This is a genomic window from Nocardia sp. NPDC055002 (assembly GCF_053608825.1).
Map to the genome: position 1 here is coordinate 300,132 of NZ_JBSGWE010000001.1, position 18,590 is coordinate 318,721.

The 18,590-nt window shown below is 67.3% G+C and carries 17 protein-coding genes; 12 read left to right on the plus strand and 5 right to left on the minus strand.

All coding sequences use genetic code 11. From position 1 onward, the window contains the following. Window positions 1-6 precede the first annotated feature (6 nt). Together ACWF99_RS01445 and ACWF99_RS01450 are read right to left on the minus strand one after the other, a co-directional pair. Complete coding sequence (locus ACWF99_RS01445) at window positions 7-1,500, minus strand: cytochrome ubiquinol oxidase subunit I (protein ID WP_452535288.1); 1,494 nt, start codon at window positions 1,498-1,500, stop codon at window positions 7-9. Between the two features lie 162 nt (window positions 1,501-1,662). After that, window positions 1,663-2,406: a uracil-DNA glycosylase gene (locus ACWF99_RS01450; RefSeq protein ID WP_452533963.1), complete on the minus strand. Its 744-nt coding sequence runs from the start codon at window positions 2,404-2,406 to the stop codon at window positions 1,663-1,665. A gap of 95 nt (window positions 2,407-2,501) precedes the next feature. On the opposite strand from ACWF99_RS01450, the gene ACWF99_RS01455 reads away from it, so the two are divergent. Further along, a complete protein-coding gene (locus ACWF99_RS01455; protein WP_452533965.1) occupies window positions 2,502-4,001 on the plus strand; it encodes a carboxylesterase/lipase family protein in 1,500 nt (499 codons plus the stop codon). Then, window positions 3,998-7,453, plus strand: coding sequence for a carboxylic acid reductase (car, locus tag ACWF99_RS01460; protein ID WP_452533967.1), 3,456 nt, complete (start codon window positions 3,998-4,000; stop codon window positions 7,451-7,453). Before ACWF99_RS01455 ends, car begins: the two co-directional genes overlap by 4 nt. 3 nt (window positions 7,454-7,456) lie before the next feature. Here car and ACWF99_RS01465 read toward each other — a convergent pair whose 3' ends face one another. Together ACWF99_RS01465 and ACWF99_RS01470 are read right to left on the minus strand one after the other, a co-directional pair. Next, window positions 7,457-8,065: a GDSL-type esterase/lipase family protein gene (locus tag ACWF99_RS01465; protein ID WP_452533968.1), complete on the minus strand. Its 609-nt coding sequence runs from the start codon at window positions 8,063-8,065 to the stop codon at window positions 7,457-7,459. Between the two features lie 309 nt (window positions 8,066-8,374). Beyond that, window positions 8,375-8,932: a TetR family transcriptional regulator gene (locus ACWF99_RS01470; protein WP_378628936.1), complete on the minus strand. Its 558-nt coding sequence runs from the start codon at window positions 8,930-8,932 to the stop codon at window positions 8,375-8,377. Window positions 8,933-9,024: 92 nt separating this feature from the next. Between ACWF99_RS01470 and ACWF99_RS01475 the strand changes: the two genes are divergently transcribed. From ACWF99_RS01475 to ACWF99_RS01485, 3 genes are read left to right on the plus strand one after another with little or no spacing between them, the layout of a single operon-like run. Then, the gene (locus tag ACWF99_RS01475; RefSeq protein ID WP_378628939.1) at window positions 9,025-9,495 is read left to right on the plus strand and encodes a DUF4334 domain-containing protein; all 471 of its coding nucleotides are present in this window, start codon (window positions 9,025-9,027) and stop codon (window positions 9,493-9,495) included. Continuing rightward, window positions 9,495-10,583 (plus strand): NAD(P)-dependent alcohol dehydrogenase, encoded by a 1,089-nt coding sequence (locus ACWF99_RS01480; protein WP_452533970.1) that lies wholly within the window; start codon window positions 9,495-9,497, stop codon window positions 10,581-10,583. Before ACWF99_RS01475 ends, ACWF99_RS01480 begins: the two co-directional genes overlap by 1 nt. Window positions 10,584-10,608: 25 nt before the next feature. Then, complete coding sequence (locus ACWF99_RS01485) at window positions 10,609-11,235, plus strand: TetR/AcrR family transcriptional regulator (RefSeq protein ID WP_378652854.1); 627 nt, start codon at window positions 10,609-10,611, stop codon at window positions 11,233-11,235. A 40-nt stretch (window positions 11,236-11,275) separates the two neighbouring features. On the opposite strand, the gene ACWF99_RS01490 is transcribed toward ACWF99_RS01485, so the two are convergent. Further along, window positions 11,276-11,935 carry a TetR/AcrR family transcriptional regulator gene (locus tag ACWF99_RS01490; RefSeq protein ID WP_378652851.1) on the minus strand — a complete coding sequence of 220 codons (660 nt, stop codon included), beginning with the start codon at window positions 11,933-11,935 and terminating at the stop codon, window positions 11,276-11,278. 139 nt (window positions 11,936-12,074) lie between these two features. Between ACWF99_RS01490 and ACWF99_RS01495 the strand changes: the two genes are divergently transcribed. The 7 genes from ACWF99_RS01495 (at window position 12,075) to ACWF99_RS01525 (ending at window position 18,551) form a co-directional block, all read left to right on the plus strand. After that, window positions 12,075-12,869 (plus strand): alpha/beta fold hydrolase, encoded by a 795-nt coding sequence (locus ACWF99_RS01495; RefSeq protein ID WP_378628947.1) that lies wholly within the window; start codon window positions 12,075-12,077, stop codon window positions 12,867-12,869. Continuing rightward, complete coding sequence (locus tag ACWF99_RS01500; RefSeq protein WP_452533973.1) at window positions 12,866-14,314, plus strand: flavin-containing monooxygenase; 1,449 nt, start codon at window positions 12,866-12,868, stop codon at window positions 14,312-14,314. Before ACWF99_RS01495 ends, ACWF99_RS01500 begins: the two co-directional genes overlap by 4 nt. Further along, entirely contained in the window at window positions 14,311-15,975 is a 1,665-nt protein-coding gene (locus ACWF99_RS01505) for a GMC oxidoreductase (RefSeq protein WP_378628951.1), read from the plus strand. Before ACWF99_RS01500 ends, ACWF99_RS01505 begins: the two co-directional genes overlap by 4 nt. A 15-nt stretch (window positions 15,976-15,990) precedes the next feature. Continuing rightward, a complete protein-coding gene (locus ACWF99_RS01510) occupies window positions 15,991-16,551 on the plus strand; it encodes a DUF4334 domain-containing protein (protein ID WP_452533974.1) in 561 nt (186 codons plus the stop codon). A 52-nt stretch (window positions 16,552-16,603) separates the two neighbouring features. Then, complete coding sequence (locus ACWF99_RS01515) at window positions 16,604-16,906, plus strand: hypothetical protein (RefSeq protein WP_378628955.1); 303 nt, start codon at window positions 16,604-16,606, stop codon at window positions 16,904-16,906. Window positions 16,907-16,930: 24 nt separating this feature from the next. Further along, window positions 16,931-17,218, plus strand: coding sequence for a hypothetical protein (locus ACWF99_RS01520; RefSeq protein ID WP_378628958.1), 288 nt, complete (start codon window positions 16,931-16,933; stop codon window positions 17,216-17,218). Between the two features lie 94 nt (window positions 17,219-17,312). After that, entirely contained in the window at window positions 17,313-18,551 is a 1,239-nt protein-coding gene (locus ACWF99_RS01525; protein WP_452533975.1) for an MFS transporter, read from the plus strand. Window positions 18,552-18,590: the final 39 nt, after the last annotated feature.

The following is an 18,590-nucleotide window of genomic DNA, read 5'->3' on the forward strand; positions in this document are numbered from 1 at the left end:
CGTCTCCTAGTACGCGAAGGACAGCGGCTCGACGGGTTCGGCGCGGTGCCTGCCGCCACCGCCGTCGTCATCGGGACCGAACTCGTCATCGGAAGCCGTCGGCCCTGGTTCGGGCCCGACCACGGTGTAGCGATGCATCAGGTAGTACCAGACCACCGCCAGCGCGCCGTAGAGCAGCGTGAAGACAGCGAGGGAGAAGATGACCGTCCCCGGTGCGTGATCGGAGACTCCTTGCGCCACCGTCATGCGAATGGTCGTGTCGCCGGTCAGGTTCGGCACCACCACCCACGGCTGACGTCCCATCTCGGTGAAGACCCAGCCCGCGCTGTTGGCCAGGAACGGGGTCGGGATGGCGATCAGACACAGCCAGGAGAACCAGCGCCTGCCGGGAACTCGACCACCGCGGGTCATCCAGAGCCCGGCGAGCAGCAAGAGCGCCGGTCCGGCCAGAAGGCCGATCATGCCGCGGAAGCCCCAGTAGGTGACGAAGAGGTTGGGCCGGTAGTTGCCGGGCCCGTAGTCCTCGACGTAGGACTTCTGCAGATCCTCCACGCCCTGCAAGGTGACGCCGGTGAACTTGCCCTCGGCCAGGAACGGCAGGACGTAGGGAACCTCCAGCAGATGCGTGACGCTGTCACAGTTGTTGTGCGTGCCGACGGTGAGGATCGAGAACTTCGGATCGGTCTCGGTGTGGCACAGCGATTCCGCCGACGCCATCTTCATCGGCTGCTGATCGAACATGATCTTGCCCTGGATATCGCCGGTGAGACCCACTACGACGATCGACGCGGCGATGACCCACATGCCCGCCCGCGCCACCGGTCGCCACATGGTCTCGGCTTCGTCGAGTTTCGTGGCATCACCACTGCGTACGTTGCGCACCATGAACCAGCCCGCGATGCCGACGACGAAGGTCGCCGCGGTCAAGAACGCGCCGGCGACCACATGCGGAAACGCCGCGAGGGTGGTGTTGTTGGTGAGCAGCGCCCAGATGCTGTCCAGCTCGGCGCGTCCGGTCTCGGGATTGTATTTCGCGCCGACCGGGTGCTGCATGAACGAGTTGGCGGCGACGATGAAGTAGGCCGACGCGTTGACACCGAACGCGACGATCCAGATTGTGGCGAGGTGAACTAGTTTGGGCAGGCGAGTCCAGCCGAATATCCACAGTCCGAGGAATGTCGACTCCAGGAAGAAGGCGACCAGCGCCTCGAATGCCAGGGGTGCACCGAAGACGTCGCCGACGAATCGGGAGTACTCACTCCAGTTCATCCCGAATTGGAACTCCTGCACGATTCCGGTGGCGACACCGATGGCGAAGTTGATCAGGAACAGCTTTCCGAAGAACTTGGTGAGCCGGTACCAGTGTTCTTTTCCGGTGATCACCCACGCCGTTTGCATTCCCGCGACGAGCGGTGCCAGTCCGATGGTGAGCGGGACGAAGATGAAGTGGTAGACCGTGGTGATACCGAACTGCCATCTGGAGACATCCAGTGTGCTCATTGCCAGCGAACTCATCGTCGGATCTCCTGCCATCGCAGTGAACTGGTGCCGAACGGTGTCGAGGGGAATGGATGACTACCAATTAGACGTAGCGAATGTCTTTCGCCCGCAGGATTTCCGGGAGCGCTGTTCGATCCTAGGTGACCAGGTCGCGAATTCCGGTCAGGACTCGGCGATCTTCTTCGCGTGCAGCAGGACGTGCTCGATCATCGCGGGAGTCACCCGACCGGTAGCGGTATTGCGCTGACTCACGTGGTAACTGCCGAGCACGGTGACCGATCGGCCGTCGGGATGGGTGATGACCACTTGTGCGCCGTGGGTGAAACGGGGACGTGGGCGTGGCACATTCCAGCCCCCTGTCAGCAGGACGGTAAAGAGAGCCTGCCAGCCGAAGGCGCCGAGAACGACGATCACCCGCAGCGTCGGGCTCAGCAGCTCCAATTCCCGGCTGAGGAAAGGCGCGCAGCGCTGCCGCTCTTCGGGCGTCGGTTTGTTCTCCGGCGGGGCGCAGTGCACCGGTGCGGTGAGCCGGGTATCGAGCAGTTCGATGCCGTCGTCGCGGCTGATCGGGTGCGCGCCGGTGGCCAGACCGACCGCGTGCAGTGCGCCGAACAGGACGTTGCCGCTCGGGTCGCCGGTGAACATGCGCCCGGTCCGGTTGCCGCCGTGGGCGGCGGGCGCGAGGCCGACTACGAGAATTCGCGCGTCGGCGGGACCGAAGCCCGGCACCGGCCGACCCCAATACTGTTCGTGGCGGAAGGCCGCGCGTTTGACGACGGCGACCTCCTCGCGCCAGGCGACGAGCCTGGGGCAGGCGCGACAGGTGGAAACCAGGCGGTCGAGCGCGGCGATATCGGGGGTGTGGGCTGCCGCGCTCGGGGCTGCTTCCGGATCCACGCCGGTCATCGGCACAGTCTAGTCGGCGGCCCTGATGCGGTTTCGAGACAGTTCGCCGACGGAACCATATGCGCGGTACCGTCGGTACCAGGTACATTCGGGAGATGTTGTCCACCGAGATCGTGAGCGCCGACGGAGTCGTGCGCGGTCGTGCGGGTCGCCGAATCGCCCGCTGGCGTGCCCTGCCCTACGCGGCCCCACCCATCGGAGCGCTGCGGTTGCGTGCTCCCCAGCCCGTTCGACCGTGGACGGGGGTGCGATCGGCGACCGAGTTCGGCTTCGCCGCGGTGCAGAACCCCAACGGTGCCCGCGTGGGGCCGCGAACCTGGCAACCCACCGGGGAGGACTGCCTGACGCTCAATGTGACCGCACCGGTGACGCCCTCGTCGACACCGCGCCCGGTCATGGTGTTCTTCCACGGTGGCGGCTACCTGATCGGCACGTCGAGCATGTATTCCGGCGCACGGCTGGCCGCGCGGGGCGACGTGATCGTGGTGTCGGTGAACTATCGCCTCGGTGCGCTCGGGTATGTCGATTTCAGCGAATTCTCCACACCGGACAGACCTTTCGAGTCGAACCTCGGATTGCGCGATCAGGTCGCGGCACTCGAATGGGTGCGCCGCAATATCGCCGCGTTCGGCGGTGACCCGGACAACGTCACCATCTTCGGTGAATCGGCGGGTGCGCACGCGGTGGTCAGCCTGCTGGCGACCCCCGCCGCCCGCGGCCTGTTCCATCGGGCGATCGCGCAGAGCGCCCCGGCGGACTGGACCTCGACTCCGGACGAGGCGCGCCGCTTCGCCCGCCGTTGCCTGGACCGGCTCGGCGCCGCCCCCGCCGACGCCGCGACCGTGCTGAACACCGTGTCAGCGAAGGAGCTGTGCCGGGCGGGTGACCGTGCGCTGGGCCGGGCGCTGCGCGAGAATCCGGGCAGTTTTCCCTACGCGCCGGTCGCGGACGGCGACTTCCTGCCGGAAATGCCCTTGGACGCGATCGCGGAGGGCCGGGCGCATCCGGTGCCGTTGATCATCGGCACCAACCGCGACGAGGCGACGCTGTTCCAGCGCTTCGCCAAGGCGGTGCCGCACACCCCTGAGCAGCTGACGGCCATCTTCGGACGCTACGAACCCGGCGCCGAACAGGCGGTGACCAGCCGATACCCCGGCTATCCGGCCGCGCGGACCGCGGTGCGCATCGGCGGGGACCACCTGTTCCTGCGCCCGACGCTGGCCGTTCTCGAAGGCCACAGCCGCTATGCCCCCACCTACGCCTACCGGTACGACTACGCCCCGCGCGCACTGCACCTGGCAGGTTTCGGCGCCACCCACGCGCTCGATCTCGTCCCGGTTTTCGGCTGGGTCGACGGACCGGTCGGCCGCGCGATGACAGCGGCAGGCGGCAGGCGGGCGTTCCTGGCGGTCCAAGACCATATCCAGGACAACTGGCTCAGCTTCGCCCGCACCGGCCGTCCGCTGCCGCCCTGGAGCCCCTACACCGCCGAACGCCGGACGACCTGCATCATCGACCATCCACCGCGCGTGCTGGTCGACCCCGAGTCCGCGCGACGCGAAGCGTGGCAAGGCATCCGGAAGTGCGAAGCATGACCGTCGAGCTCGCCGCGGAGCAGCTGGCCGATCGCATCAGGGCGCTCTACGCCGAAGACGGGCAGATCCGTGCGGCGCGTCCCGCCGAGGACGTACACGCCATCGTGACGACCCCCGGGCTCGCGCCGGCGCGCATCGTCGAGACCGTCATGACCGCCTACGCCGAGCGCCCGGCGCTCGGCACGCGCCGGACCGAACTGGTCGAGTCGGGCGGACGGATGACTCGAAAGCTGTTGCCGGAGTTCGATGTACTGACCTACGGGCAGGTGTGGGAGCGCACCCGCGCGCTCGCCGCAGCCTGGCACAGTGACGGCGTCGTCGCGGGGAATTTCATCGCGGTGCTCGGGTTCACCAGCGCCGACTACACCGTGCTCGATCTCGCGACGATCCACGTCGGCGGGGTCGCGGTGCCGTTACAGGCCGGCGCGGGCCTCGAACAGTTGTGTTCGATCCTCGACGAGACCGAGCCGACGGTGTTCGCGGTCGATACCGCCCACCTGGACACCGCCGTCGATGCGGTACTCGCCGGCGCGACACCACGTTCGCTGATCGTGTTCGACCATCACGCCGACGACGACGATCACCGCGACGCGCTCGACGCGGCCCGTGCCCGGCTGCGTGCCGGGGGATCGGCCCTGGTGCCCAGCACGCTCGCCGACATCGTCGAACAGGGTCGGCTCGCCGATGCGGCGCCGCTGAGCGTGCCCGCCGACGGCGACGATCCCCTCGCCCTGCTGATCTACACCTCGGGCAGCACCGGTACGCCCAAGGGCGCGATGTACACCCAGCGTTTGGTCGCGGTCGGCTGGCAGCCCGCGCGGCCGCTGGCCGCGATCAATGTCAACTTCCTGCCGATGAGCCATATCGCGGCCCGCCTCACCCTCAACAGCGTGCTCGCCCGTGGCGGCACCGCGTTCTTCGCGGCGGCGCCGGACCTGTCGACGTTGTTCACCGACATCACGCTCGTGCGGCCTACCGAGATCTTCCTGGTGCCGCGGGTGTGCGACATGATCATGCAGCGTTTCCGTCATGAGGTCGCCGAACGTGGCGAGGCGGCGACCGACGCGGTGAAAACCGAACTGCGTGAACAATTCCTGGGTGGTCGACTGATGTCGGCGCTGTGCGGCAGCGCACCGATCGCCCCCGAGCTGCGTACTTTCGTCGAATCGGTGCTGCAATTGCGCCTCCACGACGGGTACGGCTCTACCGAGACCGGCGGCGGGGTGATCTTCGATACGAAGGTGATGCGCCCGCCGGTGCTGGACTACAAACTCGTCGACGTGCCCGAACTCGGCTATTTCGGTACCGACAAGCCGTATCCGCGCGGGGAATTGCTGCTCAAGACCACCACGATGATCGCCGGGTACTACCGCCGCCCGGAGGTGACCGCCGAGGTCTTCGACGCCGACGGCTTCTGCCGCACCGGCGACGTGGTCGCGGAGCTGGCACCGGACCGGCTGGCTTACGTCGACCGCCGCAACAATGTCCTCAAGCTGTCCCAGGGCGAGTTCGTGACGGTATCGCGGCTGGAAGCGGTGTTCGCGGGCGCCGATCTGGTGCGCCAGATCTATGTGTACGGCAGCAGCGAACGGTCCTATCTGCTGGCGGTCGTGGTGCCCACCGAGGCCGCCCTCGCGGGACCTGCCGGCGGGTTGCGCGCCGCGGTGAGTTCGTCGCTGCACCGCGCCGCCGTATCGGCGGGGCTCGAGCCGTACGAGATTCCGCGCGACTTCATCATCGAGACCGAACCGTTCACGACAACCGGCGGGACCTTGTCCGGAGTCGGAAAACTGTTGCGCCCGAAGCTGAAGCAGCGGTACGGCGAGCGTCTCGAGCGGCTTTACGCGGACCTCGCGCGGGGTCAGGAAGACGAACTGCAGCGGTTGCGTCGCGATGCGCCCGGCCTACCGGTGTACGAGACCGTCGTGCGCGCCGCCAGCGCGGTGCTCGGCGGCGACCCGGCAGATCTGCGACCCGACGCGCGATTCGGTGATCTCGGCGGCGATTCGCTGGCAGCACTGTCGTATTCGTCTCTGCTGCGGGAACTGCTCGCGGTGGATGTGCCGGTGAATGTGCTGCTCGGACCGGACAGCGACCTGGCGCGCATCGCCGACTACGTGCGCCATGAACGCGAACCGGGCACGCACAGAACCGATTCCGACGCGATACACGGTGCCGATGCGACCGAGATTCGTGCCGCGGATCTGACACTCGAGAAGTTCTTGGATGTCGCCGACGTAGCGCAGGTGCCTGCCGCAGCGCCCGCCCGGACGGTGTTGATCACCGGCGCCAACGGCTACCTCGGCCGGTTCCTCCTCCTGACCTGGCTGGAACGGCTCGCTCCTCGGGGCGGCAAGGTGATCTGCGTGGTCCGCGGCGGCGATGCGATCGCCGCTCGCGAGCGCCTCGACGCGGCGTTCGCCAGCGACAGCGACCTCGACACCCATTTCCAGCTCCTCGCGAAGGACACGCTGGAAGTGCTGCCCGGCGACATCGGCGAACCGAATCTCGGTCTGCCACAGCCGACATGGGACCGGCTGGCCGCCGAGGTCGATCTGATCGTGCACTCCGCGGCACTGGTGAACCATGTGCTCCCGTACGCGGCTCTGTTCGGCCCGAACGTGGTGGGCACCGCCGAGATCATCCGGCTGGCGCTGACAACGACGCGCAAGCCGGTGAGCTACCTGTCGACAGTGGCCGTCGCGGCGCAGGGGGAGTCCTTCGCCGAAGACGGTGACGTGCGAACCATGAGCCCGGTCCGCCGGCTGGACGATTCCTATGCCAACGGCTACGGCAACAGCAAGTGGGCGGGTGAGGTGCTGCTGCGGGAGGCGGCTGAGCGGTTCGGGTTGCCCGTCGCGGTGTTCCGCTCGGACATGATCCTGGCGCACAGTCACTTTCGTGGGCAGCTCAATGTGCCCGACGTCTTCACCCGGCTCTTGCTGAGCGTGCTCGTCACCGGTCTCGCACCGAAGTCGTTCTACCGCACCGATTCCGCCGGGCAACGACAGCGTGCCCATTACGACGGGCTACCGGCCGACTTCGTCGCCACGGCCGTCACCGCACTCGGCGCCGCCGCTACGAGCGGTTACCGCACCTACGACGTCCTGAACCCGCACGACGACGGCATCTCCCTCGACGTCTTCGTCGACTGGCTGATCGACGCGGGCTGCCACATCGATCGCATCGACAGCTACGACGAGTGGTTCGCCCGCTTCGAAACAGCCTTGCGGGCCCTCCCCGAACCGCAGCGCAAACACACCCTGCTCCCGCTGCTCGACGCCTATCGCCGACCCGGTCGTCCACTGCCCGGCTCAGCTCTCCCCGCCGACGGATTCCACGCCGCCGTTCGCGCCGCACAGATCGGTCCCGACAACGACATCCCGCACCTACCGGCGGATCTCATCGCCAAATATGTCCGCGACCTGACCGGCCTCGGCCTGCTGGAGTAGTCCTCACAGGGTGGGCCGGGCGATCCAGGACTGCCAGCGGCTGTCGAGGACGAGCTCGGCCAGGCGCTGGTAGCCGCCGCTGCCGGGGTGGGCACCGTCGCCCGCCATGGCTTCGCGAGTCCAGACGGGGTCGTCGGCCAAGTGCCTTGTGGTGGCGACGAAGGGCACCTTGCGTGATTCGCACAGCTCCGCCATGTCGTCGGCGAGCTCCGCGGTGCGCCGCAGGTGCTCCGCGCCGCCGTCGATGACAGGTGGTGGGCCGACTACCAGCGGATGGATCGCACGTTCCCTGCTTTCGGTCAGCAGGGTCGCGAGGTTGTCGAGGCATTGTGCCCTGTCCACCCGGACGTCGCCGTTCTCCACGACCGCGTCGTTGCTGCCGAACGAGATCACCAGACGATTGTCGGTGCCGGGCAGGACGCGCGGCTCGACCTCTCCCCAGCAGCGGCGCAGGACATCAGCGGAGGTATTGCGCCGGATGCCGAGGTTGAACGCGGTGATACCGGGGCCGCTCGCGGTGAGTACGCGGCCGACCCAGCCGCGGTACTCCGGATCGCCGATTCCCTGGACGAAGGAGTCGCCGATGAAGCAGATGCGCAGATCCTCATTCATTCGGGCAACTGTACGAGGTGGGGAGTGGGTTTCGGGGATCGGCCTGATCGGCGGCGGGGGAGCGCACAAGCCAAGGGGCAGAGGGTATTTGAAACCCGGTGACGATCACGGCGGCCATGGGTGGAGCTACCGACGATCGTCGGTGAAGGTTCTCCCTCCTAGATATTTAATCGCGATATTGCGATATGCGCATCTAACTATGTCAGTCCATCATCCGGCCGTGCCCGACTTCGTCGACCTCAACACCCTTCAAAAACACAAGGAGGGGAGGGGGTCAGAGCTTGCCGTAGTGGGGGAGCATGCCGGTTGCTACGGCGGGGCGACCATTCGCGCCACGGCCGCCACCACCGCCGCGCGCTGCGCCGCCAGGCGACCGTCGTCGGTGGATCCCGTTCTCGCATGGGTGGCTGAGGTGCGGGTCAGATCGGTGAGCATGCGGAGCATGATCGGAGCGGGGATATCGGTGGTGACGAGGCCTTCGTGTTGACCGCGGCGGAGCTCGGTGATCTTCGCGTCGATGGTGCGGCGCAGGGCTTGCGGGATGTCGCCGGATGGTTCGAGTTCGGCCCAGGCTTGTAGGCGGGCGTTGTCTGGGTGGGCGACGAAGTGGTCGAACAGGCGGCCGGCATAGGCCGGGAGGTCGTCGGCGGACATGGCGGCCTCGCTGCTGGTTTCGGTGGTCCAGCGTTCGGTGACGGCCGCGTAGAGCTCGTTCTTGCCGGGGAAGTAGGCGTAGAGCCGGTCCTTGCTGGCGTGCGCGGCGTCCGCGATGCGGTTGATCCGAGCGCCGGCGATGCCGAATTCGGCGAACTCCGCTTTCGCCGCGGTGAGTATTCGCTCCCTGGTTGCCTGACCTGCCGCACGCATGCGCCGAATCCTACCCCTTGCCGAACCATCTGGTTCGGAACTATGGTCCACTGTGAACCGAACGGTTCTGAACTCTGTGAGACGAGGGCTTGATGAGCGCGGACAAACCACGGTGGCAGCAGCTCAAGGAGCAGTCGGACGGCGTGACGACCGCCGAGCTGGATCAGCTGTGGACCCGGCTACGCCCGGCGCGCGCTGAGGACATCCTCGGCGAATGGCGCGGTGACGCGTTTCAGACCGGTCACCCGCTGTGCCGCGCGCTGCCCGCGAGTCGCTGGTACGGAAAGAACTTCCACGCTCTCGACGACGCGAAGCCGCTGATCTGCCGGGCCGAGGACGGCAGCCTGTTCTCCAATGTCGAACTGGGACAGGGTGAAGCGACCCTGTGGAACATCGAGTTCCGCGGTGAGGTCACCGCGACCATGGTCTACGACGGTCGCGCGGTGTTCGACCACTTCAAGTGGCTCGACGACACCACCCTGATGGGCATCATGAACGGGCGTCCCGAACTGGTTCTCGCGCGCGGCGAATACTTCTACTTCCTGCTGGAACGGGTCTCTTGATGCGCACGACGGGGGTGCTGTCGCGCGATCCGGGCGCGGACTTCTCGATCGAGCCGATCGAGGTCGACGAGCCGCGCGCGGGCGAGATCCTGGTGCGGATCGTCGCTGCCGGTATCTGCCACACCGACCTGGTGAGCCGTCGCGCGGGCGCCGCGGATCGGCCGATCCTGCTGGGCCACGAGGGCGCGGGTGTCGTCGCGGCGGTCGGGTCCGATGTGCGTACGGTCCGGCCCGGTGATCATGTCGTGCTGACCTTTCGGCACTGCGGTAGCTGTCGCAACTGTGCGGCCGGTCGGCCTGCGTACTGCCACCGGGCGACCGCGCTCAACCAGTTCGGGCGACGCGCGCACGCCACGCCCCGGGCGCTGGTCGACGGGTCCCCGATTCTCGGCGGATTCTTCGGTCAGTCGAGTTTCGCCGGTTACGCGCTGAGCACCGAGGACAACACGATCGTGGTCGACCCCGCGATCGACCTCACGGTGGCGGCGCCGTTCGGCTGCGGATTCCAGACCGGTGCGGGTGCGGTGCTCAACGCTTTGGCGCCGGAGCCGGGTTCGTGGGTTGCGGTGTACGGGGCGGGCGCGGTCGGGATGGCGGGCCTACTCGCAGCCCGGACAGTTCCCGACGTGCGCGTGGTCGTCGTCGAGACATCGGCTGCGCGGCGGGAACTGGCCGTCGAGCTGGGAGCTGACGCCGCGCTGGATCCTGCCGACGGGCCGACGGCAGCGCGCATCCGTGAGCTCACCGAGGGCGGTGCGACGCATGCGCTCGACACGACCGGCATCGCCACCGTGCTCGCCGATGCCGTCGCCGCGCTCGCGGTGGGGGCGACGGTGGTGGCCGTGGGTCTGGGTCGGGGTACGCCGCCGATCGATGTCGGTGATCTCGTGCTGCACGGCAAGGCGATTCGCGGCTGCCTCGAAGGGGACAGCGTGCCCGCCACCTTCATTCCCCATCTGCTCGATCTGTACGCGGCTGGTCGTTTCCCGGCCGAGCGACTCATCGCCCGGTATCCGCATGCCGAGGTCGGCGCCGCACTGGCCGATCAGCGTGCGGGGACTGTGGTCAAGCCGGTGCTCACATGGTGAACACCCTCGAATCCACGGACGCGCCATGACACTTCTGTTCAATGACATCCAGACCGACGAGAGCGCCGAAACTGCCCGCACCCAGCGTCGGCTCACGGTGCTCAACGCCGCGCGTGCGGTCTTCGTGGCTCACGGGTATCACGGTGCGAGCATGGATGACATCGGCATTCGGGCCGGGATGAGCAAGCCGGTGCTGTACACGCACTACGCGAGCAAGCTCGATCTGTATCTGTCGGTGTTGCAGGGGTATCTGGACCGGATGGTCGACGGCATTCGCGATGCGCTGGCCGACGCGAACGGTCAAGAGGACAAGGTGCGTCGCGCGGTGCTGGCCTATTTCGACTTCGTCGACGAGGACGCCGGCGGGCACACGTTGGTCTTCGAGTCGCCGGTGCCGAGCGAGCCGTGTGTGCGGTGGCGGGTGCGCAATGCCATGGGCGAGTGCGCGGTCCTGGTGAGCGCTGAGCTGCGCGCGGCGGGGATGGACGATGTCCGGGCCTATGCGTGTGCGTTCGGCGTGGTCGGGGCCAGCCACCTCGCGGCGCGCCAGTGGCTGGACACGGGTCGCCCGATTCCGAAGGGCGATGCGGTCGATACCGTTGTCTCGCTGTGCTGGAACGGGTTGTCCGGGGTCGAGACGACGGGGGACTAGGGCCCGTCGCGCCCTCGATGGGGAGCGACGTCGAGCGCGGTCAGTTCAACGCTGCCGGCAGTGGACTTCCGTCGAGCAGTTCCTCGCTGGGTAGCTGTCCGATGAGTACGGCGAGCGCGCGCTTCCATCGGCGCAGTACCGCCTCGCGTTCGCCGAGTGTGCCGGTGAGCATGGCGGTCATCGAGAGCCCGGTGAGCAGGTCGATGGTGAATTCTACGAGGACTTCGGCGCGCGGATCCGAGGCATACGGTTCGCCGAGCACTTCCAGGTAGAGCCTGCGCATTTCGGTGAATACGCGACGTTCCTCGATGACGAGCTGGTCGCGGAGTTCGGTGTCGGTGCGTGCGGCGACCCACAGGTCGAGTGCGGTGAAGAAGGCGGGGCTGTTGAGGTCGCGCCAGGCGAGGTCGACGACGGATTGCAGGCGGTCGCGGCCGGGCGCGAGGAGTTCGGCTTCGCGCCGGAATTTGTCGAGCCGGGTGTCGACGACCTGGGTGGTGGCGGCGATGAGCAGTTCGGCTCTGGTGGGGAAGTGGTGCTGCACGGTGCCGCGGGCGAGTCCGGCGCGTTCCTGGACCGCGCTGACGGTGGTTGCCGCGTAGCCGCGTTCGAGCAGGCATTCGGCGGTGCAGGCCAGGATTCTGGCGCGGGTGGATGCCCGACGTTCGGCCTGGGTGCGGCGTGGAGGTTGCACGGTCACCTGAGAAATCGTACGTGCTGCCGACAAGATTCGGTAGATTGAGTGAAAGGTGTCGGCCGTCACCTCTTGACGACGGCCGATGGAGCTGGTGCAATCAAGAAACCGTACGCAGTAACTGTTTATTGGACGAAGGGCTGCGATGACGCAGATCTCCCACCTCCGCCGGGGCAGTGGTACGCCGATCGTGCTGGTGCACGGTCTCGGCAGCCGCTGGCAGGTTTTCGCACCGATCATCGATCTGCTCGCCGAGCAGCACGAGGTCATCGCGATCGACCTCCCGGGCTTCGGTGACTCACCCGCGCTGGACACTGTGCGACCGGGGCCGCGTGGCTATGCCACCTGGCTCGCACAATGGTTGGCGGACAACGAGATTCAACGCCCGCACGTGGTCGGGAGTTCGATGGGCGGCGGGATCGCCCTCGAGCTGGGCCGGGCCGGAGTGGCATCCGGGGTCACCGCGTTCTCCCCGGTCGGCTTCTACGGGCCGCTCGGACGGCGATGGACGCAGGGCCTGCTCACCAGCATGCGTGGCGCCGCTCGGGTCGCCGGACCGGCACTGGACCGGCTGGTCGAGCACCCCGCCGGCCGCGTGGTCCTGCTCTCGTCCATGTTCGGCCGCCCGGTGCGTGTCGATCCCGATGCCGCCCGCACCGATCTGGCCGGGCTGGCGGGGGCCACCTCCTTCGCCGCCGCTCGCGACGACTTCGGCAACTATGTGCTCGACCCCGGCGACGACCGTGGCTCGCTGGGCGAGATTCCGGTGACGATCGCGTGGGGCACCCGTGACATCGTGCTCGTGCACCGCACCCAGAGCGCCCGCGCGCGGACGGTGTTGCCGTTCGCGCAGCACGTCGACCTTCCCGGCTGCGGGCACCTCCCGTTCAGCGACGACCCCGAAACCTGTGCTCGCCTCGTTCTCGAAGGGACCTCATGACCCCGTCCATCGCAGTGATCGGTAGCGGGTTCGGTGGCCTGGCGGCTGTCATCGCACTGAAGAAGCGCGGCTTCGACGACATCGTCGTGTTCGAGAAGGCCGACGATGTCGGCGGCGTCTGGCGAGAGAACACCTACCCCGGTGCGGCCTGCGATGTGCCCTCCCCGTTCTACTCGTACTCCTTCGAGCCGAATCCACGGTGGCCGCACCGATTCTCGCGGCAGCCGGCGATCCTCGACTACATCAGGCACGTCGCCGAGAAATACGATGTGCGCCGCCATATCCGGTTCGGCACCGAAGTGCTCGGCGCGGCGTTCGACGACGCGACCGGGAAGTGGACGGTCCGGCTCGGCGGCGGGGACACCGTGGTGGTCGATGTGCTGGTGTCGGCGGTGGGCCAGCTGTCGCGGCCCTCGGTGCCCGCGATCGCGGGGCGCGACAGCTTCGCAGGCGCCAGTTTCCATTCCGCCGAGTGGGATCACGAGGTGGATCTGACGGGTAAGCGCGTCGCCGTGATCGGTACCGGGGCGAGTGCGATCCAGTTCGTTCCCGAGGTCCAGCGGCAGGCCGAGAAGCTGACGCTGTTCCAGCGGACCGCGCCCTACATCATCCCGCGCCCCGATCGCGAGTTCTCGACGCGCCATCATCGGGTGTTCGAGAAGCTGCCGGTGACCGAGCTCGCCGAACGTGGCACCTGGTACGGCGTCGTCGAAGGGCTCAGCGTCGCCTGGGTGTACTCCAAGCCGCTGTCCGCCGCGATCAAGGCTGTGTCGAAGTGGCACATGCGCAGGCAGACCAAGGCCAAGCCGGGGCTGTTCGAGAAGGTGTGGCCGGACTATCCGGTCGGGTGTAAGCGAATTCTGTTCTCCGACAACTATCTTCCGGCGCTGACCGAACCGAATGTGGAGGTGACCACCGAGCGGATCGCCGAGATCACGTCCTCGGGTGTGCGCACCGCGGACGGGCGGGATCACGAGGTGGATGTGATCATCTGGGGGACCGGTTTCACCAGCACCGAGTTCCTGGCGCCGATGACGATCACGGGCGCGCAGGGCCGGGAGCTGACGCAGGAGTGGGGCAGCGGTGCGCACGCCTACTACGGCATGACCGTGCCGCGGTTTCCGAACCTGTTCATCATGTACGGGCCCAACACCAACACCGGTGGCGGCTCGATCATCTACTTCCTCGAGGCGCAGGCGAAGTACCTCGGCGACTATGTCGCCCATCTCGCGGCGTCCGGTCGCGCGCTGACGGTGCGTCCGGACGTGGAGCAGGCTTATGACGAGCGGATCCAGGCGCAGCTCGGCGGCAGCGTGTGGAGTCGCTGCTCGTCGTGGTACCGCCAGGCCGACGGCCGGATCACGACCAACTGGCCACTACTGGGAATCCAATACAAGAAGCAGGCGCGGTTCGATCCCGCCGACTATGAGGTGGTGTCGCGATGAGTGACTACGACTACGACGTGATCGTCGTCGGTTCCGGTTTCGGTGGCAGCGTCACAGCGCTGCGGCTGACCGAGAAGGGTTACCGGGTGGGAGTTCTGGAATCCGGCAGACGCTGGAATGCCGAGGACTTTCCGAAGACGAACTGGAACATTCCCAAGGCCATCTGGGCGCCGCGCCTCGGCCTGACGGGGCCGCAGCGAATCAGCGCGCTGGGCAAATGCTTGGTCTTCAGTGGTTCGGGCGTGGGCGGCGGGTCGCTGATCTACGGCAATACGCTCTACGAACCGCTGCCGGAGTTCTATCGCGATCGCGCGTGGGCGCACATCACCGACTGGAAGTCCGAGCTCGCGCCGTACTACGACCAGGCCTCGCGGATGCTGGGCGTGGTGGAGAATCCGCGGGTCGGGCCGAAGGACGACGTGCTGTTGCAGGTGGCGCGGGATCTGAAGGTCGCCGATACCTTCCATCGCACCCATGTGGGCGTGTTCTTCAACGAGGGTTCTGAAGGTGTCGAGGTCGAGGACCCGTACTTCGGTGGCGCGGGTCCGCGCCGGGCGGGCTGTATCCACTGCTCGGAGTGTTTCACCGGTTGCAAGCACAATGCCAAGAACACCACCACGCTCAATTACCTGCACCTGGCCGAGAGCAACGGCGCGCAGGTGCATCCGTTGACCACGGTGACGTCGGTGGCGCCCGACGGTGCGGGCGGCTATCGCGTCGAGACGGTGCAGTCCAACGGTTGGGTGCGCAAGCAGCGTCGCACGTTCACCGCCCAGCAGGTGGTGTTCGCGGCGGCGGCACTGGGCACCCAGAAGTTGCTGCACAAGTTGCGTAGCGACGGCACGCTGCCGGAGTTGTCCTCGCGGGTCGGCGAGCTGACCCGCAGCAATTCCGAGGCGATCATCGGGGTCACCAGTAAGTCCCGGCGTGATTTCGCCCAGGGCGTGGCGATCACGTCCTCCATTCACCCGGAACCGCAGACGCATGTGGAGGTGTGCACCTACGGCAAGGGGCAGAACGCGCTGTTCTTGCAGACCGTGCCGATGATCGATGGTGGCGCGTTCCGGTTCCTGCGGTTGTTGCTGTCGATGGTGTTGCATCCGGTGCAGTTCCTGCGCTCGCAGAATGCGCACGGTGCGTCGGAGCGGTCGGTGATCCTGCTGGTGATGCAGTCGCTGGACAATTCGCTGACCTCCTACCTGAAGGGCAAGCGGTTGGTGACCAAGCAGGGCAGCGGGGAGCCGAACCCGGAGTGGATTCCGATGGCGCACGACATCGCCCGCCGATACGCTGCCGAGTCCGACGGCATCACCGGCAATATCGCCACCGATATCTTCAATATCCCCGCGACCGCGCACTACATCGGTGGCTGCACCATCGGCGACTCCCGCGAGACCGGCGTGATCGACCCGTATCAGCGGGTCTATGGCTATCCCGGGCTGCACATCGCCGACGGCAGCGCGATCACCGCCAATCTCGGGGTCAACCCGTCGCTGACCATCACCGCGCAGGCCGAGCGTGCGATGGCGTTCTGGCCGAACAAGGGTGAGCCGGATCCGCGTCCGGATCTCGGTGCCGCCTACCAGCGGATCAGTCCGGTGGCCCCGGAACAGCCCGCTGTGCCCGCTTCGGCGCCCGGTGCGCTGCGACTGCCCGCCTGAGGCGAGAGGATTTTCATGACGATCGACCGACTTACCGCGCTCGAACCCGCCTGTTCCCGACAGGACGCGCTGGAGCTGTTCGACAGTCTCGCGCCGGTGCCGGCGACCCAGCTCAGTGGCCGATGGAGTGGTCGCGAGCTGGGCACCGGGCACCCGATGGACGGGTTGCTCGTCGCGTCGGGGTGGTACGGCAAGCAATTCGACGGTCTCGACAGGGTGCATCCGCTGCTGTTTCGCGCTCCGGCGGGCGATATTTTCGCCGTCGATCCGCAACGGGTGCCGTTGGGCCTGGTCGGGAAGGTGCCGAGCAAGGTCGTGGACCGGGGTCGGGGGCTGCTCGGGGTGCTGAAACCGGCGTTGCGCGCCCGTGGTTATCGGGCTCGGTTGCGGGCGGTCGAGCACCGCGGGGTGGTCACCACGGCGATGGTGTACGACCATCTGCCGATCATCGATGTGTTCCGCCGGATCGACGACGACACCGTGTTGGGCCTGATGGACTACCGCAATTTCCCCGAGCCGTACTTCTTCGTGCTCGTGCGGGAGAACTCGAGTGATTCTGGCCGTTTGCCCGATTGAATCGGGGGTACGCGCCGAAGACGGAGAGCTCTCGTCGGAAGGAGGCCGTGCCATGACTGACTACATCGATCCCCATCAACACAAGTTTCCCGACACCGAGCGCACGACGCGCTCACACGCGGGTGAGTCGATTCAGGATTCGCTCAATTGGCCGGGGCTGTTCCTCGTCGGAGTCGGCATCGTGATGCTCGCGGCCACCTTGACGGCCGCCGGTTCCGGGTTCGTCGGATGGGCGGTGATCGCCGGCATCCTCAGCGGTGTGTGTTTGCTGTTCGGGGTCGGGATCGTGCTCGCCGAGCATCGCCGGATCAAGGTCGGCGAGGGGCTGCACCTCACCGATCCGTGTGGTCACTGAGGTCAGAACTCGGAGAGGACGTCGATGAACGAACGCGCTGAGCCGGGACGGATCATCGTCGACTATTCGCATCTGTTCCCCGGTGTGGTGGTGCGCGCCGATCGTATGGCCGACGAGTTCGATGTGGTGTTCTCCGATGGAATGCGCACCGAGGCCGGCATCCTGCAGGACGACGACGGGGTCGCGGCGCTCGACGTCGTCGGTTACGCCACGGCCGCGGGCACGATGCAGCCCGGGCGGGTGTGGCCGATCACCTCGATCGAGGATGCCGGGTCCGAGGTGAATATCAAGCTGGGGCCGTACCTGCGCTAGCTTCGCGCCGTTCGAGGAGGCCGGTTCGTCGTCACTGGACCTTTCTGCGCCTAACGACTGGACCGGCGTCCATCTCTGCCGCGATGATGACGCCATGAGCGAGCATCCCGCGCAACGGCGCACGCTGGCCGTGTTGGTCGCGGCGCAGATTTTCAGTGGCGCGGGGCTTGCCGCCGGCATCACCGTCGGCGCGTTGCTGGCGCAGGACATGCTCGGATCGACCGGGCTGGCGGGGTTGCCCGCAGCGATGTTCACGGTCGGGTCGGCCGCGGCGGCGGTCGGAGTGGGTCGGATTTCGCAGCGTGCGGGTCGACGGGCAGGCCTCACCCTGGGCTATCTGACCGGTGCGCTAGGGAGTTTCGGGGTGGTGGCCGCTGCGGTGACCGGGAGCCTGGCGCTGCTGTTCGTGTCGCTGATCGTGTACGGGGCGGGCACCGCGACGAGTCTGCAAGCGCGATACGCCGGCGCGGATCTGGCGCAGCCCGCGCATCGGGCGCGCGCGATCAGCACGGTGCTGGTGGCGACGACGGTCGGTGCGGTGGTCGGGCCGAATCTGACGACGCCGATGTCGAATATGGCGGTGAGCTGGGGCATTCCGGCGCTTTCCGGGCCGTTCGTGCTGTCGGGGGTGGCGTATGTGCTGGCGGCTTTTGTCCTGTGGGTGATGCTGCGGCCGGACCCGCTTGTTGTTGCCCGCGCGATTGCCGAGCCGCCCGGCGAGGTGGTCGTGACGGACGCTCCGACACGGTGGTCGGCGCCGATCGTGGCCGGGACGACGGTGATGGTGGTGACGCAGTTGGTGATGGCCGCGGTCATGACGATGACGCCGATCCATATGCAGCATCACGGGCACGGGGTGGGCGCGGCGGGATTCGTGATCGCGGTGCATGTCGCGGGGATGTATCTGCCGTCGTTGCTGTCGGGGATGCTCGTGGATCGGTTCGGGCCAGGCCTGGTGGCCGTGGCGGCCGCTGCCACCTTGGTCGCGGCCGGTTCGGCGGCCGCGCTCGCCCCGCCGAGTTCGGTCGGGGCGCTGGCGGTGGCGCTCGGACTGCTCGGGGTGGGCTGGAATCTGGGACTGGTCGCGGGAACGACGATGATCGCGGATGCGACGCCGGTCGCCACCCGTGCTCGAACACAGGGCACCGTCGATGTGGGTATCGCCATCGCGGGTGCGGGTGGTGGGTTGGGATCCGGGGTGGTCGTGGCATTCGCCGACTACCCGGGTCTGGCGTTCCTCGGTGCGGGGATCGCGCTGCTGATCGTGCCCGCATTGGCTTGGGCCGCTCGTCGGCCTGCGGTTCCCGACGAGGTCGTGCGGGTCGAGAGCTGAGCGTCGTGGCAGGTCGTGGGGGACCGTGCGATGATCTGG